The sequence below is a fragment of the Bacillus sp. ISL-4 genome (assembly GCF_018613275.1).
Lineage (GTDB): Bacteria > Bacillota > Bacilli > Bacillales > DSM-1321 > Peribacillus > Peribacillus simplex_E.
The window spans coordinates 398,959-424,020 of sequence record NZ_JAGGQN010000010.1 but is presented as its reverse complement, the minus strand read 5'-3'; the positions used below and the strand labels follow the sequence as shown (position 1 = coordinate 424,020).

26 protein-coding genes and 1 other annotated feature are annotated in these 25,062 nt (G+C 42.2%); of the genes, 25 read left to right on the top strand and 1 reads right to left on the bottom strand.

Translation table 11 applies throughout. The annotated features are described in order from the left end of the window. Positions 1-261 precede the first annotated feature (261 nt). The 5 genes from dnaJ (at position 262) to deoC (ending at position 5,419) form a co-directional block, all read left to right on the top strand. Positions 262-1,377 carry a molecular chaperone DnaJ gene (gene dnaJ, locus J7J00_RS08495; protein WP_214789825.1) on the top strand — a complete coding sequence of 372 codons (1,116 nt, stop codon included), beginning with the start codon at positions 262-264 and terminating at the stop codon, positions 1,375-1,377. Positions 1,378-1,413: 36 nt separating this feature from the next. Further along, on the top strand, positions 1,414-2,355 hold the full coding sequence (prmA, locus tag J7J00_RS08490; RefSeq protein ID WP_214789823.1) for a 50S ribosomal protein L11 methyltransferase: 942 nt from the start codon (positions 1,414-1,416) through the stop codon (positions 2,353-2,355). Between the two features lie 138 nt (positions 2,356-2,493). Then, complete coding sequence (locus tag J7J00_RS08485; protein ID WP_214789821.1) at positions 2,494-3,246, top strand: 16S rRNA (uracil(1498)-N(3))-methyltransferase; 753 nt, start codon at positions 2,494-2,496, stop codon at positions 3,244-3,246. Positions 3,247-3,252: 6 nt separating this feature from the next. Next, complete coding sequence (gene mtaB, locus J7J00_RS08480) at positions 3,253-4,590, top strand: tRNA (N(6)-L-threonylcarbamoyladenosine(37)-C(2))-methylthiotransferase MtaB (protein WP_214789819.1); 1,338 nt, start codon at positions 3,253-3,255, stop codon at positions 4,588-4,590. Positions 4,591-4,747: 157 nt separating this feature from the next. Beyond that, positions 4,748-5,419, top strand: a complete 672-nt coding sequence (gene deoC, locus J7J00_RS08475; protein WP_214789817.1) for a deoxyribose-phosphate aldolase — start codon at positions 4,748-4,750, stop codon at positions 5,417-5,419. A 589-nt stretch (positions 5,420-6,008) separates the two neighbouring features. On the opposite strand, the gene J7J00_RS08470 is transcribed toward deoC, so the two are convergent. Then, positions 6,009-6,941: a Na/Pi symporter gene (locus tag J7J00_RS08470; RefSeq protein ID WP_214789815.1), complete on the bottom strand. Its 933-nt coding sequence runs from the start codon at positions 6,939-6,941 to the stop codon at positions 6,009-6,011. 235 nt (positions 6,942-7,176) lie between these two features. Here J7J00_RS08470 and rpsU point away from each other — a divergent pair, with 235 nt between their 5' ends. The 20 genes from rpsU (at position 7,177) to J7J00_RS08370 (ending at position 25,057) form a co-directional block, all read left to right on the top strand. Next, complete coding sequence (rpsU, locus tag J7J00_RS08465; RefSeq protein WP_028391853.1) at positions 7,177-7,350, top strand: 30S ribosomal protein S21; 174 nt, start codon at positions 7,177-7,179, stop codon at positions 7,348-7,350. Positions 7,351-7,364: 14 nt separating this feature from the next. Continuing rightward, positions 7,365-7,808, top strand: a complete 444-nt coding sequence (locus J7J00_RS08460; RefSeq protein ID WP_214789813.1) for a GatB/YqeY domain-containing protein — start codon at positions 7,365-7,367, stop codon at positions 7,806-7,808. A gap of 351 nt (positions 7,809-8,159) precedes the next feature. Next, positions 8,160-9,434: an NfeD family protein gene (locus J7J00_RS08455; RefSeq protein ID WP_214789969.1), complete on the top strand. Its 1,275-nt coding sequence runs from the start codon at positions 8,160-8,162 to the stop codon at positions 9,432-9,434. A gap of 50 nt (positions 9,435-9,484) precedes the next feature. Next, on the top strand, positions 9,485-10,474 hold the full coding sequence (gene floA / locus J7J00_RS08450) for a flotillin-like protein FloA (RefSeq protein ID WP_396020514.1): 990 nt from the start codon (positions 9,485-9,487) through the stop codon (positions 10,472-10,474). 22 nt (positions 10,475-10,496) lie between these two features. After that, a complete protein-coding gene (locus tag J7J00_RS08445) occupies positions 10,497-11,000 on the top strand; it encodes a hypothetical protein (RefSeq protein ID WP_214789811.1) in 504 nt (167 codons plus the stop codon). A gap of 128 nt (positions 11,001-11,128) precedes the next feature. Further along, complete coding sequence (gene yqfC / locus J7J00_RS08440; RefSeq protein WP_034308511.1) at positions 11,129-11,413, top strand: sporulation protein YqfC; 285 nt, start codon at positions 11,129-11,131, stop codon at positions 11,411-11,413. 15 nt (positions 11,414-11,428) lie between these two features. Beyond that, entirely contained in the window at positions 11,429-12,616 is a 1,188-nt protein-coding gene (gene yqfD, locus J7J00_RS08435; protein WP_214789809.1) for a sporulation protein YqfD, read from the top strand. A 3-nt stretch (positions 12,617-12,619) separates the two neighbouring features. Then, entirely contained in the window at positions 12,620-13,582 is a 963-nt protein-coding gene (locus J7J00_RS08430) for a PhoH family protein (protein ID WP_214789807.1), read from the top strand. Positions 13,583-13,760: 178 nt separating this feature from the next. Then, complete coding sequence (locus J7J00_RS08425; RefSeq protein ID WP_214789805.1) at positions 13,761-15,935, top strand: HD family phosphohydrolase; 2,175 nt, start codon at positions 13,761-13,763, stop codon at positions 15,933-15,935. After that, on the top strand, positions 15,932-16,408 hold the full coding sequence (ybeY, locus tag J7J00_RS08420) for an rRNA maturation RNase YbeY (protein ID WP_214789803.1): 477 nt from the start codon (positions 15,932-15,934) through the stop codon (positions 16,406-16,408). The genes J7J00_RS08425 and ybeY overlap by 4 nt, the downstream gene beginning before the upstream one ends. Continuing rightward, complete coding sequence (locus tag J7J00_RS08415) at positions 16,386-16,763, top strand: diacylglycerol kinase family protein (protein ID WP_063233011.1); 378 nt, start codon at positions 16,386-16,388, stop codon at positions 16,761-16,763. The genes ybeY and J7J00_RS08415 overlap by 23 nt, the downstream gene beginning before the upstream one ends. A 39-nt stretch (positions 16,764-16,802) precedes the next feature. After that, positions 16,803-17,201: a cytidine deaminase gene (locus J7J00_RS08410; RefSeq protein ID WP_076365241.1), complete on the top strand. Its 399-nt coding sequence runs from the start codon at positions 16,803-16,805 to the stop codon at positions 17,199-17,201. Next, entirely contained in the window at positions 17,194-18,123 is a 930-nt protein-coding gene (era, locus tag J7J00_RS08405; RefSeq protein ID WP_214789801.1) for a GTPase Era, read from the top strand. The genes J7J00_RS08410 and era overlap by 8 nt, the downstream gene beginning before the upstream one ends. A 99-nt stretch (positions 18,124-18,222) precedes the next feature. Further along, positions 18,223-18,366 (top strand): YqzL family protein, encoded by a 144-nt coding sequence (locus tag J7J00_RS08400; protein ID WP_101222596.1) that lies wholly within the window; start codon positions 18,223-18,225, stop codon positions 18,364-18,366. A 33-nt stretch (positions 18,367-18,399) separates the two neighbouring features. Continuing rightward, positions 18,400-19,152, top strand: coding sequence for a DNA repair protein RecO (gene recO / locus J7J00_RS08395; RefSeq protein WP_214789799.1), 753 nt, complete (start codon positions 18,400-18,402; stop codon positions 19,150-19,152). 58 nt (positions 19,153-19,210) lie between these two features. Beyond that, positions 19,211-19,387, top strand: a binding site (T-box leader). A gap of 99 nt (positions 19,388-19,486) precedes the next feature. Next, positions 19,487-20,383: a glycine--tRNA ligase subunit alpha gene (glyQ, locus tag J7J00_RS08390; RefSeq protein WP_214789797.1), complete on the top strand. Its 897-nt coding sequence runs from the start codon at positions 19,487-19,489 to the stop codon at positions 20,381-20,383. After that, positions 20,370-22,439: a glycine--tRNA ligase subunit beta gene (glyS, locus tag J7J00_RS08385; protein ID WP_214789795.1), complete on the top strand. Its 2,070-nt coding sequence runs from the start codon at positions 20,370-20,372 to the stop codon at positions 22,437-22,439. The genes glyQ and glyS overlap by 14 nt, the downstream gene beginning before the upstream one ends. A 165-nt stretch (positions 22,440-22,604) precedes the next feature. Further along, the gene (gene ccpN / locus J7J00_RS08380; RefSeq protein ID WP_161784850.1) at positions 22,605-23,240 is read left to right on the top strand and encodes a transcriptional regulator CcpN; all 636 of its coding nucleotides are present in this window, start codon (positions 22,605-22,607) and stop codon (positions 23,238-23,240) included. A 28-nt stretch (positions 23,241-23,268) separates the two neighbouring features. Then, on the top strand, positions 23,269-24,078 hold the full coding sequence (locus tag J7J00_RS08375; RefSeq protein WP_076366287.1) for a pyruvate, water dikinase regulatory protein: 810 nt from the start codon (positions 23,269-23,271) through the stop codon (positions 24,076-24,078). 523 nt (positions 24,079-24,601) lie between these two features. Continuing rightward, positions 24,602-25,057, top strand: coding sequence for a YaiI/YqxD family protein (locus J7J00_RS08370; RefSeq protein WP_214789965.1), 456 nt, complete (start codon positions 24,602-24,604; stop codon positions 25,055-25,057). Positions 25,058-25,062 lie beyond the last annotated feature (5 nt).

Below are 25,062 nucleotides of genomic sequence, written 5' to 3'. Positions count from 1 at the left end.
CTGCCATTGTAAAAAAGTCAAAGTCAGGTTATCTTGACTTTGGCTTTTTTTACAGTGAATGGAATCATTGTCGGAAAGTGTTACAATCACAATCACTGGTGGGGAATCGTTGGATTTTAAAGGGAAATGTGTGCAAATTGGCGCTGGCAATACCATTTGCAAAAATGTGTTAAAGCCGTTTGTACTTTTCTAGTTGATTATTATCTTCGTTCAGTGATAATATTACCTTTATGTGAATCGAATCGGGAGTGGATTTTAGATATGAGTAAACGCGATTATTATGAGGTGTTAGGCCTTTCGAAGAGTGCTTCGAAGGATGAAATCAAAAAAGCGTATCGAAAGCTCTCCAAACAATATCACCCTGATATTAATAAAGCGGACGATGCTGCGGATAAATTCAAGGAAATCAAGGAAGCTTACGAAGTATTGAGTGACGAACAGAAAAAGGCCCATTATGACCAATTCGGACACACAGATCCAAATCAAGGCTTTGGCGGTCAGGACTTTGGCGGTTTCGGCGGTTTTGAAGATATTTTCAGTAGCTTTTTTGGTGGCGGCGGACGCAGGAGAGATCCTAATGCACCGCGTCAAGGGGCGGATTTACAGTATACGATGACGCTATCTTTTGAAGAGGCTGCATTCGGAAAAGATACTGAGATCGAAATTCCGCGTGAAGAGAATTGTGATACTTGTAAAGGATCCGGTGCCAAACCAGGTACAAAAGTGGAAAACTGTTCACATTGCCATGGAACCGGTCAATTGAATGTTGAACAAAACACAGCATTCGGAAGGATTGTGAACCGGAGAGCATGTCACCATTGTCAAGGAACAGGAAAAATCATTCCTAATAAATGTTCAACATGCGGCGGTGACGGAAAAGTCCAAAAACGTAAAAAGATTCAAGTCAAGGTGCCAGCAGGAATTGATGATGGCCAGCAGTTGCGTGTAACCGGCCAAGGAGAGCCAGGAATCAATGGCGGTCCGGCAGGAGACCTATATGTAGTCTTCCATGTGCGCAGCCATGAATTCTTTGAGCGGGATGGCGATGATATTTATTGTGAAATGCCGGTTACTTTTGCCCAGGCAGCATTAGGGGATGAAATAGAAGTTCCGACGCTTCATGGAAAAGTGAAGCTGAAGATTCCTGCAGGTACACAAACAAGCACTCGTTTCCGTTTAAAAAGCAAAGGGGTTCCGAATGTCAGAGGATATGGCCAAGGAGATCAGCATGTGGTCGTATTAGTTGTCACGCCTAAGAAATTAACGGAAAAACAAAAGGACCTGCTTCGTGAGTTCAGTGATATCAGCGGACAAGATGTAGATGAACAAGATGATGGCTTTTTCTCAAAAGTAAAGCGTGCTTTTAAAGATAGGTGAATAAAAGTAAAAGAACAAATTGGGAGTTGGTAGATTATGAAGTGGTCTGAATTTGCAATCCAAACAACGAATGAAGCGGTTGAACCTGTTTCGAATATTCTTCATGAGGCAGGTGCGAGTGGTGTTGTCATTGAGGATCCTCTAGAATTAGTCAAGGAACGAGAAAATGTTTTTGGCGAGATCTACCACTTAAACCCAGATGATTATCCGGATGAAGGTGTAATCATTAAAGCTTATCTGCCTGTTAACAGTTTCCTTGGCGATACTATTGATGCTATTAAGGAATCAATCAATAATCTCCTTCTTTTCGATATAGACCTTGGGAAAAATGTTGTTTCAATTAGTGAAGTGAATGAAGAAGAGTGGGCGACGGCTTGGAAAAAGTATTATAACCCTGTCAAGATATCCGAACGTTTTACTATCGTGCCAACATGGGAAGACTATACTCCAGTAAGCAGTGACGAATTGATCATTGAACTTGATCCAGGCATGGCCTTCGGAACGGGTACACACCCGACGACGGTCATGTGCATCCAAGCGCTGGAGCGTACCGTACAGCCTGGGGATTTAGTGGTTGATGTAGGAACTGGTTCTGGTGTTCTGAGTATTGCAGCTGCATTATTGGACGCAAAACGGATCCAGTCCCTTGATTTGGATGAAGTGGCAGTACAGTCAGCCAAACAAAATGTGGAACTGAATAACGTGCAGGATAAAGTGTCAGTCTCACAAGGCAATTTACTGGATGGTGTGAATGAACAAGCGGATATCGTCGTCGCTAATATTCTTGCCGAAGTGATCATGCGTTTTACGGATGATGTAGCGAAAGTGGTTAAACCTGGCGGATATTTCATCGCTTCCGGAATCATTCAAACTAAGAAGCAAGATGTGAAGGAAGCGATTATAGCATCTGGATTCACCGTTGAGGAAACGATCTTGATGGAAGATTGGGTGGCAATAATCGCGAAAAGAAATGATTAATTGAAAAAGTTACTCTGATTATCGGTTTTTTTGATAGTCAGAGTACCTTTTTTTAGCTTGAATCTTTGCACGGCTTGCATTCTGGATTCCTGACTGTTAGCCTGTGAGTTTTTTAGACTAGACGAAGTAGGTGGCAGTGTGCAGCGGTATTTTCTTAACGAAGTAGACATCAATGGAAACACGGTGAAAATATCAGGCGATGATTTTCACCATATCGCCAGGGTGATGAGAATGGGACCAGGGGAACGGATCATCACGGTGAAAGGTAATGGCATGACAGCTATCGCGGAAATTTCGGAAATTACTGATGATGCTGTTATAGGGACAGTTACCGAATGGAAGAATGAAGAAAAGGAACTTCCTGTAAGGGTTGTGATAGCGAGCGGTCTGCCTAAAGGGGATAAGTTGGAATATATCGTTCAAAAGGGTACTGAACTGGGTGCTGTTGAATTTATCCCTTTTATTGCTGCTCGTTCGGTGGTAAAATGGGACCACAAAAAGGTAGGTAAGAAATTGGAGAGACTCCAGAAGATTTCAAAAGAGGCGGCTGAGCAATCCCACCGCACGGTTATCCCTGCCATCAAGGAACCGATGACGGCAGATCAGCTAGCTGGGTATGCTTCCGGTTTCGATCATAAATTAATCGCTTTTGAAGAAGAGGCAAAACGGGGGGAAACTTCTGTACTCGCTTCTGTCTTGAAAGATATTACCGCTGGGCAATCCATCCTATTCGTATTTGGGCCTGAAGGTGGTTTAGCAGATAAGGAAATTGAAAAACTGACTGATGCCGGTTTTATGGCTTGCGGTCTTGGACCAAGAATATTAAGAACTGAAACAGCACCTTTATATGCACTTTCCGCTGTTTCTTATCATGTAGAACTTTTGAGGTGATGAAAAATGGCAACGGTCGCTTTCCATACATTAGGCTGTAAAGTGAATCATTATGAAACAGAGGCTATATGGCAATTATTCAAAACTGGGGGATATGATCGTGTTGAGTTTGAAAATGCATCGGATGTATATGTCATCAACACATGCACGGTGACAAACACTGGCGATAAGAAAAGCCGTCAGGTCATCCGTCGTGCCATTCGTAAGAACCCGAATGCCGTCATAGCGGTAACGGGATGTTATGCACAGACATCGCCGGCAGAAATCATGGCCATATCAGGTGTGGATATTGTTGTAGGAACACAAGACAGGGTTAAACTCCTTGATTACATTGAGCAATTCAAGGTGGAACGTGAACCAATCAATGCCGTAGGAAATATCATGAAAAACCGTGTCTACGAAGAGTTGGATGTACCTGCTTTTACAGACCGTACACGCGCTTCACTTAAGATCCAGGAAGGTTGCAATAATTTCTGCACTTTCTGCATCATCCCTTGGGCTCGTGGCTTGATGCGTTCCCGCGATCCAAAGGAAGTCATTCACCAAGCTGAACAGCTTGTTGAGGCAGGCTATAAAGAGCTAGTCCTCACCGGAATTCATACTGGCGGCTACGGAGACGATTTAAAAGACTATAATTTGGCGATGCTGCTGCGGGACTTAGAAAAAGTCGATGGGTTGAAGCGTATCCGTATTTCATCCATTGAAGCCAGCCAAATTACAGATGAAATCATTGAAGTGCTGACGAATTCGAAAAAAGTGGTGCGTCATTTGCATATACCAATCCAATCGGGTTCCGATACAGTTCTAAAACGGATGAGACGCAAATATACGATGGATTTCTTCGGTGATCGAATCGAAAAGTTGAAAATTGCACTTCCGGGTCTTGCTGTTACCTCTGATGTCATCGTAGGTTTCCCAGGTGAAACCGAGGAAGAATTCATGGAGACATATAACTTTATCGAAAAATATAAATTCTCCGAACTTCATGTTTTCCCATATTCAAAACGGACAGGGACTCCGGCTGCCCGTATGGAAGATCAAGTGGATGAAGATATCAAAAATGCACGCGTCCACCGCCTTATCGCGTTGTCGGATCAACTGGCAAAAGAGTATGCCTCCCGATTCGAGGGGGAAGTTCTGGAAGTCATTCCTGAAACGAAGTTGGAAAATGGCCTTTATGAGGGCTACTCCGATAATTACATGAAAATCGTCTTTCCGGCTTCGGATGAAATGGTCGGTGAAATCGTCAAAGTGAAGATCACAAAGTCTGGCTATCCATTTAGTGAAGGTCAGTTCGTGACGGTAGTGAAGGATTTTCCGTTGCAACAAGCATCCAATATATAAGACAGCGGTTAATCGCTGTCTTTTTTTTATCCTCTTTTTAATGTGTTTTCTTGGCACTTTCGGGTAAAGACTATATATATCGTCAAAGTGGATAAACTATGGTATCATGAGAGGTACGTACAACTAGTTATAGATTGTTTTTGAGGAGGATTTATTAATGTCACAAAATGTAGCAGGTTTAATTGACCACACGTTATTAAAAGCAGATGCAACTAAAGAGCAAATAAAGGTATTATGCGAAGAAGCAAGAGAGTATAACTTTGCTTCCGTATGCGTAAACCCGACTTGGGTGAAATATGCAAGCGAACTTTTGGAAGGTTCAGAAGTGAAAGTTTGTACGGTCATCGGTTTCCCTCTGGGTGCAACCACACCGGAAACCAAAGCTTTTGAAACGAAAGACGCCATCTCCAATGGCGCTCACGAAGTCGATATGGTGATCAATATCGGCGCATTGAAGGACAAGGATGATGAGTTGGTAGAGCGGGATATTCGTGCTGTGATAGCGGCATCCACTGGTAAGGCTCTTTCAAAGGTGATCATTGAAACTTCTTTATTGACTGATGAAGAAAAAGTCCGTGCATGTGAATTGGCTGTAAAAGCAGGAACGGATTATGTGAAAACATCAACTGGTTTTTCGACCGGCGGAGCGACTGTTGAAGATATCACGCTTATGAGAAAAACGGTTGGCCCGGATATCGGTGTTAAAGCTTCAGGCGGAGTCCGCAATACGAGCGATGCCCAGAAAGTGATTGAAGCTGGTGCAACAAGAATTGGAGCGAGTGCAGGTGTCTCCATCGTAAAGGGCTTAACGGCTGATTCCGATTATTGATTTTGTAAAGGACCGTATAACAAGTCCCTGAAATAAAAAAGGCGGAGAAAAAAATATTATTTTTCTCCGCCTTTTTTTTATTACTTCCATAAATTAATCGGATTGTAATTCAACTGGTGATATCCCATGCGTTTGTGCATTGCGCCTATTTCTTCCATGAAAAAAAAGGCCCCATATCATTTTTGGAACCCATAAATTCAAAAAAGGCTTATTGTGGATTTAATAAATATAGGGGGGATCAAACCGTGAGTAAACTTGCTTATATTAAATGCATGAACATAGGAGGGAAATGAAAAAAGGTTTTTAATTTTTTCATTTATCATTAACACTACTATAGATGTGTGGTGAAATTTTGGATATATGACACTTCAATAACCATTTTATTTATAGGTTTGATTATTTTGATAGTAGCTCCTGTTATATCGAGTGGTTTGAGCTTATTGAATCATAACACTAATTATAAAAAGATTAGCTAAAAAACCTCTCAGTAATCATTTATCCTTTTATATCTGGTGCAGCTACATATGATATCCAATCTTCACACGAAGCTGCCCTAAAAGAAAGTCACTAATGACTTTTGGACAGCTCCTTATTTTTTTAAGTTTGCCCGATGCACCAAAAGAATGAGGTTGGAGAATTGCCGTGAGAATGGCAAGACGGCAAAAGAAGTCAAGATATTGAAAATGACACTGGCATGGGCCAGCTGTGTCCCCTTGTTTTCGGTGAAAAAGGCAGCAGTTCTTTCCAGGATGTCCACAAAAGGCAGGAATGCGGCAACCCCGATGACGTTTAGCCAAATATGTGCATAAGCTGTGAAGGCAGCTTGTCTACCGGAACCGATGCTGGCCATGTATCCGGTGATGCATGTGCCTATATTTGATCCGAGCATGATGATGATTGCGGAAGAGACGGATAACTCCCCATTCATCAAAAAGCTCATGGCTATCCCGATGGTTGCTGAACTGGAGTGAATGAGTGCTGTCAATAATATCCCGGCAAATAGGGCATAGCTCATGTGGAGCTCTATGTAATGGATGAGCGTTTGTATGGATGGATAGGCTGCAATCGGTGTCGAAAGCGTTTTAAAACCACTCATCGCCGTGAAGATGGCCGAGATTCCGATCAGTGACATCCCTATGCTTCTCGGTAATGCTTTTGGCATGAAGCAAAGGAAAGCGCCGCTTACGACACCGGGAATGATCCAACGATTCAGAGAGAAGGTCATGAACTCTGCTGTAAAGGTGGATCCGATATTCGTTCCAAGAATAATCCCGATTGTTTGCGGGAACGTTAAGCTTCCTGCGGAAACGAGGCCGACCGTCATGACCATTACCGCCGAGCTGCTCTGCAGGATCCCGGTAAAGATGGTTCCGGCCATGAAGCCTTTCCATGGCTTATCCGTAACCTTTGAGAGAAAAGTTTTTAATGCTGCACCCGACATATTGAACAGTCCGATTCGTAAAACCGACATACCTGCCAAAAATATCGCAATGAATAAAAGGAATAAAAATAGCTCATGCATGACTGTCACCTCATAGTAAGCTTATGGCCCAATGACGGGAGACATGCTATAAATTGGGTTTCATGCAAGTTGAATCATCGTTTAGTGAAAAATTATGATAATAACATGATGATATTCAAAATAAGTTTGATTTTATTAGTTGACCTGCTAAAGATGATATATTATAATTGTTTAGTACATGTATAACATGTTGACAACTTGAGTTAGTGTGTTGTTTTCGGAGGGAGGGAAAGAGATGTCTAAAACCGTCGTTCGTAAAAACGAATCGCTTGAAGATGCTCTTCGTCGTTTCAAACGTACTGTATCTAAAGCAGGATCGCTTCAGGAAGCTAGGAAGCGTGAATTTTATGAAAAACCAAGCGTAAAACGTAAGAAAAAGTCTGAAGCTGCTAGAAAACGTAAATTCTAAGAGAGGGTGGAAAGATGAGTCTTCTCGAGCGTTTAAATAATGATATGAAACAAGCGATGAAGAACAAGGAAAAGGACAAACTATCTGTTATTCGGATGCTGAAAGCTTCTATTCAAAACGAAGCCCTGAAGCAGAGACAAGAATTAACAGATGATGAAGAATTGACAGTGCTCTCTCGCGAATTAAAACAACGCAAAGACTCCCTCCAGGAGTTTGAAAACGCAGGTCGTTCAGATCTCGTGGATAAAGTCCGCACCGAACTAGTATACGTAGAGGCATATATGCCTGAGCAACTTTCAGAAGAAGACATTTCTAAAATCGTTAAACAAACGATTGAAGAAGTCAATGCAACATCCAAAGCAGATATGGGCCGAGTTATGGGAGCTTTAATGCCTAAAGTTAAAGGTAAAGCGGATGGTTCTCTAGTAAACAAATTAGTACAACAACATCTATCTTAAACTCTAAACTTAAAACTCGAAACCTAACCGCAGGCAAATTGCCTGTGGTTTTTGTGTATTTCATGAATTTTATGCGTATATTATTGAAACGTAGCCCAATATAATGGGGGCACTTTTAATTTTATTTGCTTTTTTTTGAAACCTTTTTCATATACATACGTAATAACTAAAGAACAGAGTAAAGGGTTGCTTCATTTGCTCCTTATTCGAATTTTAGTTGCGTGCTGAATTTACTGGTAGGTTTTCCTCCTGAACATTTGGGGCACCTACCGCGTTTAATACGGGAAAGGGGGCGTTCCGTTGAAAATTTGGCGTTATTTATCTGTACTCTTATTTGGATTGCTGTTCACCATGTCTTCTTTTGGGGGGGCGACGGCATCTGCAAACGAGAAGATTGTTTACCATGTTCCAATTGAAGAAACGGTGGAAAAGGGACTCTCGGCCTTTTTGGAACGCGCGCTGACCACTGCTGAGGCAGCTGATGCAGATCTTGTCATTTTCGAGGTGAATACCCCTGGAGGTGCTGTGGATGCAGCGGGGGAAATTGCAAAGTTACTGTCGGATTCACCAATCAAGACAGTTGCCTACGTCAATAACAGGGCTTTATCTGCAGGGGCATACATTTCTCTAAGTGCAGATGAGATCTATATGGTTCCGAGTGCCACCATGGGATCTGCGGCTGTGATAGATTCAACGGGGAACGCTGCAGGTAAGAAAGCGCAATCTTATTGGTTAGCTGCCATGAAGACTGCTGCAGAACAAAATGGACGTGATCCCATATACGCCCAGGCGATGGCGGATGTTGACATCGATCTACCCGAATATGGAGCGGAAAAAGGGAAGTTGCTGACATTTACAGCTGAACAGGCAAAAAAGGCTGGATATAGTGAAGGCACCGTCTCTGGGAAAGCGGAGCTGTATAGTATACTTGGAGTCGAGGATGCTGATATTCGGTCAATCGAAGAAAGCTTTCCTGAGAAGCTTGCCCGCTTTTTGACCAACCCGATCGTCGTTCCCATATTGTTAACGATAGCGGGAATCGGGATTGTGATGGAATTGTTTTCACCCGGTTTTGGAATTCCGGGGGTCATTGGAATCACCAGTCTTGTCTTATTCTTCTATGGTCATCTTGTCGCCGGTATCACCGGATACGAATCGTTAGCGATGTTCATCATCGGGGTCATTCTCGTACTAATTGAATTTTTTATCCCAGGGGGGATTATCGGGCTGCTCGGATTTACCGCGATAGTGGGGAGTTTATTCCTCGCAACAGGTGATCCGGTCCATATGACGATATCCTTGCTAATTGCGGTTACCGTATCCATTTTGGTATTCATCCTACTTGTAAAGGTGTTTGGAAAACAGATGAAATTTTTCAGGAAAATGATATTAACCGATGCAACAAAAACGGAACAAGGATATGTGAGCAATCCGAATCGTTTGGATTTATTAGGTGTAGAAGGGAAGGCCCTTACAGACTTGAGGCCTTCAGGAACAGCTTTGGTCAAAGAAGAAAGAGTGGATGTCGTGACCGAAGGAAGCTTTATTTCCAAAGGTTCGTCAATCATCATCGTTAAAGTTGAAGGATCAAGGGTAGTCGTCCGGGAAATTCCGGATTCAAATTAAAATTAAAAGATACAGGAAGGATGAATCATTAATTGATAACTTCAGGAACGATATTTATTGTACTGGCAGTGATTGCTGCCATCATCGTATTGGCAGTGTTTTTCACATTCGTACCAGTAATGCTATGGATTTCCGCTTTAGCGGCAGGAGTCAAAATCAGTATATTTACATTAGTTGGGATGAGGCTTCGCCGTGTTATACCAAGCAGGGTCGTCAACCCGCTTATCAAGGCCCATAAGGCTGGAATCAATGTTTCGACGAATCAATTGGAGAGCCATTACCTTGCAGGCGGTAATGTCGATCGAGTAGTGAATGCATTAATTGCTGCAGAACGTGCCAATATCGTGCTGCCTTTCGAACGGGGTGCAGCCATTGACCTTGCAGGCCGTGATGTACTGCAAGCCGTTCAAATGAGCGTTAACCCGAAAGTGATCGAAACTCCGTTCATCTCTGGTGTGGCGATGAATGGTATTGAAGTGAAAGCGAAGGCAAGGATAACGGTCCGAGCCAATATTGAACGCCTGGTCGGTGGTGCCGGTGAAGAGACGATCATTGCCCGTGTAGGTGAAGGGATCGTATCGACGATCGGTGCTTCGAAAATGCATACGGATGTACTTGAGAACCCCGATTTGATTTCAAGAACGGTTTTATCGAAAGGGTTGGATTCAGGAACGGCATTCGAAATCCTTTCCATTGATATCGCTGAAGTGGATATCGGAAAAAATATCGGGGCCATATTACAGACGGACCAAGCCGAAGCCGATAAGAAAATAGCCCAGGCAAAGGCCGAGGAACGCCGTGCGATGGCTGTTGCACTTGAACAGGAAATGGTTGCCCGTGTTCAGGAAATGAGAGCGAAGGTTGTTCAATCCGAAGCGGAAGTTCCATTGGCCATGGCCGATGCACTGAAAAGCGGAAACCTTGGAGTGATGGATTATATGAATATACAAAATATCACGGCCGATACGGATATGCGCGGTTCTATCAGTAAAATTTCAGACAATCCAAAAGATAACAACAATAACCATAATAATAATTAGGTCAGGGAAGGAAGGTCTTTAAATGGGAGATTTTATTGATTTCTTTCTCCGGAACCCATTCCTTATCATTGTCTTGATCGGTATTTTAACGTCCATGTTAGGAAAGAAAAAGCAGGCTCAAAAATTTGATGATCCTAACACGCCTCCGAAAAAGAAATGGCAGGAGGTCATGCGGGAGCTTCAAGGTGAAATGCAGCAAGGGAATCCGCAGCAAAGGCCTGCCCCTGCCCCTGTAAGGAAAGTCGAACAGCAGGCAGCTCAGGCTGTTGAAGTGATCGATGAGACGATGAACGATTCGAACAAAAGGATTGCTGAGCTTAGAAGGCTTCAGCAGAAGTACGATCAGGAGCGTTTATATCAAAAAGCGAAGGCGGATCAACTTACATCAACGATTTCTGATAATAAAAGTCCGGTCTATCGCCAAGGGCCGTCTTTTGGTAAAAAACAGCTGATTGATGGCATCATCATGTCAGAAGTGCTGGGACCGCCAAGGGCGAAGAGAAGTCTTCAGAGGTCCAGAAGGTGATTCGGAGCCCCGGGCTTTTTTAAGCCCGTCTTTAAATGAGCATGAAAAAATAGACTCTCATTCACTTATAATTTTGTGCTAGAACCCTCTTTCATTTCATACATTGAGATGAAAGGGGGTTCTTTTTTATGGCACGCAATTGGGGAAAAAAAGTGAAACAGCTTATGACCAAAACAATGGACCTTCCGCAAGATGTCATGATGGACCTGCCGCGAATTACAATGATCGGACAATTACATATTTATATTGAAAACCATCGTGGCTTATTGGCTTTTACAGACAGCGAAGTGCGATTGATGCTGAAAAATGGGCAGTTACTGATAAAGGGAAATGCCTTTGTCATAAAGACGATTTTGCCGGAAGAAATCATGCTCGAAGGCAAAATCGATAAGGTCTATTTTATCAATGAATGATCCCGGGAGGTCTCCATGAAAAACCAATGGACAAACTATTATACAGGCTATGTAAAGGTGAAGGCTTATGGCAAAGGTGCAGAACGGCTGATTAATATGCTGACGAGAAGGGGGCTTCATATCTGGGATGTGAAGCGTGTCGGAAGTGAAGCCCTGATTTTCCATATGGATATCAGGGATATCCCCAAACTCCGTCAAGTCATGCGTAAGAGCGATTGTAAAGTAAAGTTCATGCAGGGAAAGGGTTTCCCTTTCCTAATGAAGAGAGTCATGAAAAACAGCGGGTTTTTAGCGGGGATGATCGCTTTCCTGCTTTGTATATTTGTACTTTCCAATATGGTTTGGGGCATCGAGGTTCAAGATGCCAAACCCGCAACCGAGCATGCCATCCGGAAAGAATTGGACAAGATGGGCGTGAAGATCGGGAAAGTGCAATTCTTTGTGGATGATGTGGATACGATTCAACGTAAGCTGTCGGACCGGATTGGTGCATTGACATGGGTAGGGGTAGAGCTAAAGGGAACGACATACCATTTTCGGGTTGTAGAAAAACGGCAGCCTAAAGAGGTCGAGAAAACATCTCCGCAAAATTTGGTAGCCTCAAAAAAAGCGATCATTACTGATATGTTCGTTGAAAAGGGACAATCTATTGTTAATGTGAATGATTATGTAGGAAAAGGACAGCTTCTTGTTTCGGGATGGATTGGAAAAGAGGATAAACAGGAAATTGTATCCGCACAGGGAGTAATAAAAGGGAAAACGTGGTATAAAGCGAAAGTGGAAGTTCCGTTAAAAACCAAGTTTTCTGTTTTTAACGGAGATGAAACGAGCAGGCACTTTTTGAAAATGGGGGGCTTTTCCCTTCCGGTATGGGGTTTCAAGGATCCGGGATATGAAAAACAGGAAAAAGAAACGACAGTGAGGCCTTTTCACTTTCTTCAATGGGAACTTCCCATTTCCTATAAACAAGTGACCTTGAGGAGCAAGGAAGATATTGTACGAAGTTATACGGAGAAAGAAGCGGTGAAGGAAGGCAGGAAAATGGCTAAAGCAGAATTGAAAAAGCATTTAGAAGAGGAAGATGAAATCGTCGAGGAAAAAATTTTGCACGAAAGCATGGAGAATGGTAAAGTTAAATTATCTATACATTACCAAGTTATTGAAGATATAGCGATTGGACAGCCAATCATTCAAGGAGACTAACGAATGGCAGATGATGTGAAAGTAATTAAGCTCGAAATAGAATCACCCAATGAAGCGATCGCATTATTGGGCAATGGGGATTCAAATGTAAAAGTGCTCGAAGAGGAGCTTGGCATTTCCGTCATAACCCGAGGTGAAGCGGTGAGTGTTGCCGGGGATATCGAGCGGGTAAAGATGGGGGAGGAAATCCTCAAGGCATTATTGACAGTGGTCAGAAAAGGAATTGCAATCAGTTCCAGGGATGTGCTTTATGCAATTGAATTGGCAAGAAAAGGCACATTGGAGTATTTCGGTGAATTATATGATGAGGAAATCGCTAAAACGGCTAAGGGGAAATCCATTAAAGTCAAAACGATCGGGCAAAGATACTATATCCAGGCTATAAAGAAACAGGATCTTGTATTTGGAATTGGGCCTGCCGGAACCGGGAAGACCTACCTTGCTGTAGTGATGGCCATCAATGCATTGAAAAATGGACATGTTAAACGGATCATCCTGACAAGGCCTGCCGTCGAAGCAGGGGAAAGCCTTGGTTTTCTGCCTGGTGATCTGAAGGAAAAGGTAGATCCTTATCTACGGCCGCTGTATGACGCTCTCCATGACCTTCTAGGGATGGAACAGACGCTAAGGATGATAGAGCGCGGAACGATCGAAATAGCTCCTCTGGCTTATATGAGGGGCCGTACGCTTGAAGATGCCTTTGTCATATTGGATGAAGCCCAGAATACGACGGAAGCCCAAATGAAGATGTTCTTGACCCGGCTTGGTTTCGGATCGAAAATGGTCATTACGGGAGATCGGACCCAGATTGACCTTCCGAAAGGTATGAAGTCAGGTCTGGTCCGGGTAGAAGAGATCTTGAAGAATGTTAAAGGCCTTTCCTTTGTTTATTTTGAACAAAGTGATGTAGTAAGACATCCGCTTGTTGCCAAAATCATTACTGCTTACGAGCAGGCGAAGTCATAAGAAAAAATCCGCCATTTCAATCGGCGGATTTTTCGTGATGTGTCTAAATGACAAACTTTATGGGGAAAAAGTGGATAAGAAGCTTCATTTATCAATACGAAGGTGAAAATTCACATAAAAACTGTTATGATTTTACATATCTAGAATAATAAACATCATTTTTTTAGGAGGACCTTCCTTGAATCGTATCCAGAAATTTTTCACTCAAATAAAAGGGCTGTTGGTCCATCGCTTTTTTCAAGTGCTTTTGTTCATCATACTTGGTTTGTTTGCGTATGGGTTAATGTTCTCCAATGTTAAGCCGGAAAGGGTCCAGGTAGAGCTTTTTAAGCCTGCGGAACAAACAATACGTTCAACCAAGACTGTGGAAGATACCTATAAGACGGAACAGGAAAAAGAAGAGATTTCAAAACAGGTGGCGGATGTTTATTCTTTAAAAAAGGAATATGCCAAAAATAAAGTCGATCTGATTTCATCCATTTTCGATTCAGCAATAGAGGTGAATAAAGAAACGGACCCCGATGGAGATCATAAAGAAGATGAGGAAAAAGATGATAAAAAAGAGCCCGTAAAGACGGATGCTCAAAAAGTTTCCATATTAAAAGAAAAATTGACCGATGAAGTGAATAAGAATATCGAGGAATCCGTTTTCCTGGCATTAGTGCAGGCGGATGAAGATGAGTTGAAAATAGCGAAGGATTCAACCATTACTGCCGTGAATAATGTGATGGGCTCCCGAATCGCTGCAAGTGACGTTGAAAATGCCAAGAAGAAGGTTGTAGAGGAATTGGGTTATATGAGCATTAGTGGCGATATGAAAAAAGCCTCCACTTCCCTTGCACGTACGGCAATCATCCAGAATGTATTTTTCGATAAGGACAAAACCGAGGAACAGCGAAGGAAAGCGGTTGAAAGCGTGGAGCCAATCAGGATCCTTCAAGGTCAAATCATCGTTGAAGAAAATCAATTAGTGGACAGGGATGTATATAGGCAGCTTGAACTGGCAGGATTCTTAAATACGGAGTCTACCATTTACCCTTATATCGGCCTGCTGTTATTCATATTCCTGACTTTTGCCGCTTTTTATTACTATTTCTACTATTCCATTTCCAAAAAGGATAACAAGTACAATCAGTTATTGATCTTCAGTCTTGTCTTTATCCTTTCAATGGCTACCATGAAAACGGTCAGCATTCTGGCAGACCTGAAAAACTCGAACCTGGAATACATTTTTCCGGGTGCCATGGCGGCGATGCTCATCAAGATATTATTGAATGATAAGTTAGCGGTGGCAATGATCATATTGCTAGGTTCGTATGGTACGATTATATTTAATGGCGATACACCTGGAAATCTGGATTTCTCGATGGGGCTTTATATCATTTTCGGGGGATTGACGGCAATCATCATTCTATCTAGGCCAAATTTCAAATCAAAGGTGCTGGTAGCGGGGCTACTATTATCTTTAATCAATATGGCATTTGTTTTTTCGCTCATCTTTATTATGGACAGCCATTATACTAGAATGGAGTACTTATATTATGCTGCTGCTGCCATGGGTTCTGGAGTGGGTTCAGCCGTTTTGACAATGGGCTTGTTACCGTTTTTTGAGGCTGGTTTCGGGATCTTATCATCAATTAAGCTTATCGAGCTCGCGAATCCCAATCATCCGTTATTGCGGAGAATCTTGATTGAGGCACCTGGGACATATCATCACAGTGTAATGGTCGCCAATTTGGCGGAATCCGCTTGTGAAGCCATCGGGTCGAATGGGTTGCTGGCAAGGGTCGGCAGCTATTATCATGATATAGGTAAAACGAAGCGGCCGCACTTCTTCATCGAAAATCAGATGAATGAAGAGAACCCGCATGATCGGCTGCAGCCGGAAACGAGCAGGGATATCATCATTGCCCATGCCGTAGATGGCGGGGAGATGCTGCGCAGTCACAAATTCCCGAAGGAGATTGTGGATATTGCAGAGCAGCATCACGGTACCACTTTATTGAAGTTTTTCTACCATAAGGCAAAAAAACAGGATGAGTCCACCCTCGAAGCGGCCTACCGATATCCCGGGCCGAGGGCGATAATGAAGGAAGTAGCCGTCATCGGCATAGCCGATAGTGTTGAAGCTGCAGTGAGATCGATGAAGCACCCAACTCCAGAGAAGATTGAAGAGCTGGTAAGTTTCATCATTCAGGACAGGATTTCTGATGGTCAATTTGATGAATGTGACATTACTATGAGAGAATTGAGTATCGTGAAGCATTCCTTATGTGAATCGCTGAATGGTATCTTCCACTCCAGGATTGAATATCCGGAGCCGGATAAATTAGGACAGAAGGTGAAAGAATGATTTTAGCTATCGATTTAATGGATGAAACGAATGAAGTAACGGAGGAAGCTCAGCGACTTGTTGAAAGCATTCTGCAATTTGCGGCAGGAAAAGAAAACATAGAAAAAGACACCGAGCTGTCAGTTACATTTGTAGACAATGATAGGATTCGGGAAATCAATAAAGAATATCGACATAAAGATTCAGCTACAGATGTCATTTCTTTTGCACTTGAAGAAATGGGAGAAGATGAAGTGGAAATTGTCGGTGCGGAAATGCCCCGCATGTTAGGGGATATCATCATTTCCATTGAACGCACGAAAGAACAGGCTGAAGAATATGGTCATTCATTTGACCGGGAACTTGGATTTTTAGCACTGCATGGTTTTCTGCATTTATTAGGATTCGACCATATGAATGAAGAAGATGAAAAAGTGATGTTCACTAAACAAAAGGAGATCTTGGAAGAATATGGACTTTCAAGAGAAGGATAAAAAAAGGTATCCTTTATTAAAAAGTTTCTCTTTTGCCTGTCAGGGAATTTTGGAGGCTGTTCGGACTGAACGCAATATCAAGATACATTTCGCGTTAACGGCAATCGTCGTATTCTTTGGCTGGTACTTCTCATTGAATGGGATGGAGTGGCTTTTCATCTTAGCGGCCATAGCCGGTACGATTACGTTGGAGCTCGTTAATTCAGCGATTGAAAGGGTAGTGGACCTGGTAACGGATCAAATCCATCCGCTTGCCAAGCAGGCAAAAGATATTGCAGCCGGAGCTGTATTCATATATGCTATATTTTCTATAATAGTTGGATTGATTATCTTTTTGCCCAAGTTTGGCCTGTAGGTAGCCGAAATGGTACTCAATTTGAAAGGAAGATGTGAATTGAATACAAAAGAATTGATTGAGGAAGCTAAAAAAGCAAGGGATAAAGCATATGTGCCTTACTCCAAATTTAAGGTGGGGGCAGCCCTTTTAACCGCTGATGGAAAGGTCTATCATGGTTGTAATATAGAAAATGCTGCATATAGCATGTGTAACTGCGCCGAAAGGACAGCTTTATTCAGTGCTTATGCCCATAACGATAAAAAATTCACTAAACTTGCAGTCGTGGCAGATACCGATGGTCCCGTTTCCCCATGCGGGGCATGCAGGCAGGTTATTTCGGAACTGTGTGAAAAGGATATGCCGGTCGTTTTGACCAACTTACATGGGGATATAAAAGAACTAACAGTACAGGAATTGCTTCCAGGAGCTTTTTCACCGGAGGATTTAAATGGATAAACTATTTGATGATGCACAAGTAAAAGGTTACAAATCAGGTTTCATTTCGATTATTGGACGACCTAATGTTGGAAAGAGTACATTTCTGAATCGGGTCATCGGTCAAAAGATCGCCATTATGAGCGATAAACCGCAAACTACAAGAAATAAGGTCCAGGGTGTACTTACGCAAAACGATTCACAAATGATTTTCATCGATACACCCGGCATTCATAAACCAAAGCATAAGCTTGGTGACTTCATGATGAAAGTGGCAACGAATACATTGAAGGAAGTCGATTTGATTCTCTTCATGATCAATGCGACTGAAGGATACGGACGCGGTGACGAGTTTATCATCGAAAAACTTCAATCCGTAAAAACGCCTGTTTTCCTGGTTGTAAACAAAATCGATGCGATGCATCCAGATGATTTACTTCCAATCATTGAAAAATACCAACAGCTTTACCCTTTTGCGGCGGTCGTTCCGATTTCTGCGCTTGAAGGAAATAATGTTGATACACTGCTTGGACAAATCAAGGAACATCTGCCAGAGGGTCCCCAGTTTTATCCAGCTGACCAAGTGACCGACCACCCGGAACGTTTTATCATTTCCGAATTGGTCCGCGAGAAGGTACTGCACCTGACACGTGAAGAAATTCCGCATTCAGTGGCTGTTGTCATCGATTCAATAAAAAAAATGGACAACAGTGACACCATTAATGTCATGGCGACGATCGTTGTCGAACGTGATTCACAAAAAGGGATTGTCATCGGAAAGCAAGGGAAAATGCTTAAAGAAGTCGGTAGCCGTGCCAGAGTGGATATCGAAAACTTATTGGGCTCGAAAGTTTTCTTGGAACTATGGGTGAAGGTACAGAAGGATTGGCGGAACAAAGCAAGCCAGCTTCGCGATTATGGCTTCAATGAGAGCGAGTATTAATTAACAAAATTTACGCGTCATGAAAGTTCGGAAAACGGTCAAGCTAACTATATGGTCGGATATTCATATTGCTAGTTAAAAATGAAAGGTGGGCTTTATATGTTGGATTTTACCTGGGAGTTATTTTCTGAAACAGGTAATGTGGACACCTATTTGCTGTTTAAGGAGATAGAAGTCGAGAGACAGGAAAGACACTTGGTATTGAATGATGAGCTAGCAGAAATTGATTTTCCTGTTTCATAGGTTAGCCTTGGCGAGCATGGGTGGTGTCTTGGTATGCTCCAAAAATGTGAAGGCATTGTCATAAGGCGAACTGCATATGGAGAAAATAACAAAATCATTACTATATATACCCGTGAGTTAGGAAAAATTGGCGTGATGGCTAGAGGAGCCAGTAAACCTAACAGCAGGCTTTCTGCCGTCACACAGCTTTTTTGCTCCGGGTATTTTCTTGTAACCACATCAACCGGACTAGGTAGTCTTCAGCAAGGCGAAATGGTCGATTCACTCCGTTTCATAAGGGAGGATCTTTTTGCCACTGCTTATGCTTCATATATTGTTGAATTGCTTGATAAAAGCGTCGAGGATAAGAAACCGAATCCATATTTGTATGAATTGCTTTCGCAAACATTGCATTACATAAACGAGGAATATGACGCAGAGGTTTTGAAATTCATTTTTGAAATGAAGATGCTGCCCGTCAATGGGATTAACCCAGTGCTGAATAAGTGTGCTGTATGTGGTGAAACGGAAGGGGAATTCTCCTTCTCGCTTCGGGAAGCGGGCTTTATCTGTCATCGCTGTCTGGGGAAAGACCCTTATCATTATAAAATTTCACCTGCAGCCGTCAAATTGCTTCGAATCTTTTATTATTTCGATTTATCAAGGCTCGGAAACATTTCCGTTAAGCCTGAAACGAAAAAAGAACTTCGGAAGATCATCGATGCATATTATGAGGAATATTCCGGTCTGCATTTGAAATCAAAAAAGTTCCTGAAACAGATTGATACGATGAAAGATATGTTTTAGGATCTGACCTATTGACATTCCATGCTAGTTTGTATAAAATTCTAAACATCAAAATAAGAAGATTGCGTTGATGGAAAAGAGTATCTGTCATTCTCCATAAAAAGCGAACCCGGGACGGTGGAAGCCGGGATATGGATTTACAGGGAAGGGCGTTTCCGGAGCATGTAGCTTTGAAAAGAGGCCGTTTTATAAACGGCAATTAGGGTGGAACCGCGGGTATACTCTCGTCCCTATGCATTTCGCATAGGGACGGGAGTTTTTTGTTTGCCAAAATGTAATGGGTTCCGATCCTTAATTTTAAAAAGAGCCGTTTTAAATAACCTGGAGGTGTACGATGAATATTCAAAATATGATTTTAACGTTACAAAAGCATTGGTCTGAACAAGGCTGCATATTGATGAATGCTTATGATGTAGAGAAAGGGGCAGGAACGATGAGCCCATACACGTTCCTGAGAGCCATTGGACCGGAGCCTTGGAGCGTTGCTTACGTAGAGCCTTCCCGCCGTCCTGCTGACGGCCGTTATGGCGAGAACCCTAATCGACTGTATCAGCATCATCAGTTCCAAGTGATCATGAAGCCGTCACCTGACAATATCCAAGAGTTATATTTGGATTCATTGCGTGCTTTAGGGATAAATCCGCTTGAGCATGATATTCGCTTTGTGGAGGACAACTGGGAAAATCCATCACTAGGGTGTGCTGGTCTAGGTTGGGAAGTGTGGCTTGATGGAATGGAAATCACTCAATTTACATATTTCCAACAAGTGGGCGGCCTTGAGTGTAAGCCGGTTTCCGTGGAAATTACGTACGGGATCGAACGTCTCGCCTCTTACATTCAAGATAAGGAAAACGTATTTGACCTAGAATGGACAGATGGATTCACAGTTCGGGATATATTTGGTCAGCCGGAATACGAACATTCGAAATATACGTTCGAAACCTCCGACCTTGATATGCTGTTTAAGCTTTTCACGATGTATGAAAAGGAAGCGCATCGCCAAATGGAAGAAGGACTTGTACATCCTGCATATGACTATGTTTTGAAATGTTCACATACATTTAACCTTTTGGATGCCAAAGGTGCCATCTCGGTGACGGAAAGAACGGGTTATATTGCCCGGTGCCGTAACTTAGCGCGTAAGGTTGCCAAAACCTTCTATGAAGAGCGGGAAAAATTAGGCTTCCCGATCCTGAAAGTGAAAGGGGAGAATACAAATGAGCAAGCGTGATTTGTTATTGGAGATTGGATTGGAAGAGCTGCCTGCCCGTTTTGTGACAGCATCAATGAAACAGTTGTCAGATAAAGTACAGCAATGGCTAACGGAAAAAGCGATTGAATTCGGAACGGTTGAAGCTTATTCCACACCAAGACGTTTAGCCATATTGGTGAAAGACGTGGAAGAATCCCAAAAGGATATAGAAGAAGAAGCAAAAGGTCCGGCCAAGAAAATCGCTTTGGACAGTGAAGGCAACTGGTCTAAAGCCGCATTGGGATTCGTCAGGGGTCAAGGCATGACTTCAGAGGACATTTATTTTAAAGAACTCAAGGGTGTGGAATATGCCCATGTGAATAAATTCATAAAAGGAAAGCAGACTGCTCAGCTTTTATCTGAGCTGCAGGAAATCATCAGCGGAATGACGTTCCCGAAAAACATGCGCTGGGCCAATCAGGAGCTCCGCTTCGTCCGTCCGATTAAATGGCTGATTGCCTTATTTGGCAATGACATAGTTCCATTTAGCATTGCTGACGTGGAAACGGGCCGTGAAACGAAAGGACACCGTTTCTTGGGCGATAGCGCAATCATCGAGCAGCCGGAACGGTATGAAGATACACTAAAAGAACAATTTGTAATGGCGGATCCAGATAAACGCCGACAAGTTATATTGGATCAGATTAAAGAGCTTGAGCAGGAGAAAGGCTGGATCATCCCGGTCGATGAAGATCTGCTTGAAGAAGTCAATAATTTGGTAGAGTATCCAACGGTGTTATTTGGCCATTTTGAAGAAGAATTCCTTGAGCTTCCTGCTGAGGTACTTATCACATCAATGAAGGAACACCAACGTTATTTCCCTGTTAAAGATAAGGACGGGAAACTGCTTGCTTACTTTGTAACCGTGCGTAACGGGGATGACCGCCATTTGGATAAGGTTTCTAAAGGTAATGAAAAAGTATTGCGTGCCCGCTTATCGGATGCAGCATTCTTCTATCAAGAAGATCAGAAAAAAGAGATTTCGGATGCTTTGAAAAAGCTTGACAGCATCGTTTATCATGAAGAAATTGGTACATTAGCCGAGAAAACTGCCCGGGTAACTGCAGTGACCGGTGCCCTTGCGGATGCTTTGGATTTAAAAGCGGAAAAAGAAATGGCGCTTCGTACAGCGGCAATTGCCAAGTTCGATTTGGTGAGTCATATGGTTTATGAATTCCCTGAATTGCAAGGGTATATGGGTGAAAAATATGCTCTCTTAAAAGGGGAAGCCAAAGAAGTGGCCGCGGCTATCAATGAACATTATATGCCAAGACATGCAGATGACAATGTACCGCCTTCAGTCATTGGAGCAGTTGTGAGTTTAGCTGAAAAGATTGATACTTTGTCTTCATTCTTCGCTATTGGTGTCATTCCGACAGGTTCCCAGGATCCTTACGCATTAAGAAGGCAGGCGAGCGGGGTCGTCCAAATCCTAGCTGAGAAGAAATGGAATATTTCTTTAGAGGAGCTTATTGTATTAGGCCTTAAAGGACTGGAATCAAAAGGCATCTTAAAACGTGATCTTGAAGAAGTTAAAGCGGATATGTTCACATTCTTTAAAGCCCGTGTCAAACACCTGCTTCAAGAACAGCAAATCCGTTACGATTTGATTGATGCAGTTCTGTTCAATGAGATCGGCTATATCCACTCTATCGTGGAACGTGCACATGTCTTGAATGCGAAAAAAGACGAAGCTGGCTTTAAAGAAAGCCTGGAAGCTTTAAGTCGGGTCATGAACATTGCCGTGAAATGTGACAATAAGGTGACAGTCGACCCTAGTGCCTTTGAAAATGATCAAGAAAATGCGTTATATGTAAAATATCAAAAAGTGGCAATGCGTTATATGGAATCCAAAGATGAGAATGAGCGGTTTGAACAGCTTGTTTCGCTTCAAATGGAAATAGAGTCATATTTCGAGAATACAATGGTCATGGCAGAGGATGAAGCAATCCGTAATAACCGTTTATCCTTAATGAAGGAAATCAGTGATTTGGTTGCAGGTTTTGCTGCTATGAATAAGATTATCCTTACATGATCGAAAGGATGTATGGAAATCGGAAACACTTTAAATAAGGGTTTCCGATTTCTTAAAAAGATAAATGGTCAATAAATAGGACAAAAATGCCCTAATTAAATAATTTAGTATATAATTATTAAATGAATAACTTTTGTTACTTTACTCTGCGAAAGCAGTGGGGTGGTGATTATAATCCAATTGAATAAGCGTCAGGAACAAATTTTACAAATCGTAAAAGAAAACGGACCGATTACTGGAGAACATATTGCGGATAGATTGAACCTTACCAGGGCGACACTTCGTCCAGATCTAGCGATTTTAACGATGGCGGGTTTTCTTGATGCCAGGCCCCGAGTGGGGTATTTCTATACAGGCAGGTCAGGGACACAGCTTTTGACAGATAGCCTCAACCATCTTTATGTACGAGACTACCAATCGATACCTGTCGTTGTTGACGAGGGCATTTCCGTATATGATGCAATAGTCATGATGTTTTTAGAAGATGTCGGAACAATGTTCGTCGTCGATAAGCATGCATTGCTTGTTGGTGTTTTATCAAGGAAAGACTTGTTGCGTGCTAGTATTGGGAAACAAGAGCTTAACTCCATTCCAGTCAATATCATCATGACTAGGATGCCCAATATTACAATGTGTTCAAAAGAAGACCTTTTGATTGATGTTGCCAAAAAATTGATTGATAAACAAATCGACTCATTACCGGTCGTCAAAGACACAGAAAAAGGCTATGAAGTAATTGGAAGGATTACAAAAACCAATATTACGAAAGCATTCGTAGCTTTGGCTGATGAAGGCTATTAGGGGGCTTGCAAAAGGAATGACGGAGAATATGAACGGTTCTATTATATATGTTGTATCGGATTCAGTAGGGGAAACAGCGGAATTGGTTACAAAAGCCGCTGCAAGCCAGTTCTCGGGATCTGCTTTTTCCATAAAGAGGATTCCGTATATTGAAGATGAACAAAATGTGGATGAAGTGATATCACTGGCTAAGTTGGATGGGGCGATCATTGCTTATACTCTTGTCAAGCCAGCCATTAGAGCGTATATGAAAGCACAGGTCGAGAAAGAAAACCTGTCTGCTTATGACATTTTAGGGCCGCTCATGGACATCCTTCAGGAAAGGGCGCCAAAAGGGCCGCTTAATGAACCTGGTCTGGTGAGAAAGCTGGATGATGACTATTTCAAGCGTGTGGAAGCCATTGAATTTGCTGTAAAATATGATGATGGACGTGACCCTCGGGGCATTTTACGTGCAGATATCGTCCTTGTGGGTGTTTCACGCACTTCCAAAACGCCATTATCACAGTATTTAGCCCACAAACGCTATAAAGTGGCGAACGTACCTTTAGTGCCTGAAGTGGAACCTCCAGAAGAGCTGTTCCTGGTACCTCCTGAAAAATGCATTGGTTTAAAGATCAGTCCGGAAAAGCTGAACCATATTCGTAAAGAACGATTAAAGTCACTTGGGCTCAATGATCATGCCATTTACGCAAATGTGGAGCGCATAAAAGAAGAATTGACATACTTTGATACAATCATATCAAGGTTGAACTGTCCTATCATTGATGTAACCAATAAAGCTGTTGAAGAAACAGCCAATTTGATAATCAATATCCTTCAAAACAAAAACCGTTGATCCTTATAATTAAGGCAAATCAAAATGTGAGCTAGACACTCTATGTGTCAGCTCACATTTTAATGCCAAGGCCAAATAAGGGAATAATAAGAATAAGTTCAAAATAATTACATAAAATACCTCTTGGTTTCCAAGTGTGAATCCGTTGATTTGCATGAAAAAACATTCGGAATTTAAATGTTGGCATCTTCTAATCAAATAGACTATAATAAAAAATTGTGAGAAAAAAGTAATCTTAAGGTTTAGACTTAATTAATAAGGAATAAACTAAAGGTTAATGAGATGTCAAGGTTTTTATCATAAAAATAATTCGACATGTTCCGTATAATTCAGGAAGGGCTGGTCTTTTTCAAGGCAAAAGAGGTGCTTTCACTTAAATAAGCAGGTATTCTTTGAAGAATGATGTTTGCCCATTTTAGAGGGAACCCTCTGAATCAATGCTGAAAAATCACCATATTCACCATATCTTCATAAAGTTTAGGGGAGAAAAAGGATTATGCAGAAAGATGTAGAATTAGAAGGTATGAATAATAAACCTACGATACACGTCGATGCCGATGCATGCCCGGTGAAAGACGAAATCCTTCATTGTGCAAGTTTGCACGATGTTGAAGTCTGTTTTGTTGCATCATATAAAAATATGATGAATAACCCTGAAGGTAAATGGGTTTATGTCGATGCAGACAAAGAAGCCGCAGATCTTTATATAGTAAACTCAGTAAAAAAGGGTGATATTGTCGTTACTGCAGATATTGGTTTGGCTGGAACCCTGCTTCCTAAAAGCGTTTATGTCCTTTCACCAAGGGGAAAAGAATACACAGACGAGAATATCTTCATGCTCTTGGATATGCGTTATCAGTCGGCGAAACTCCGCAGGCAGGGTAAGCATACGAAAGGGCCGAAAGCATTCACTAAGGAAGATCGTGCATGTTTTACAAATAAACTTATGAAAACATTGTCGAACTTTGCAGGGAATTAGGAAAC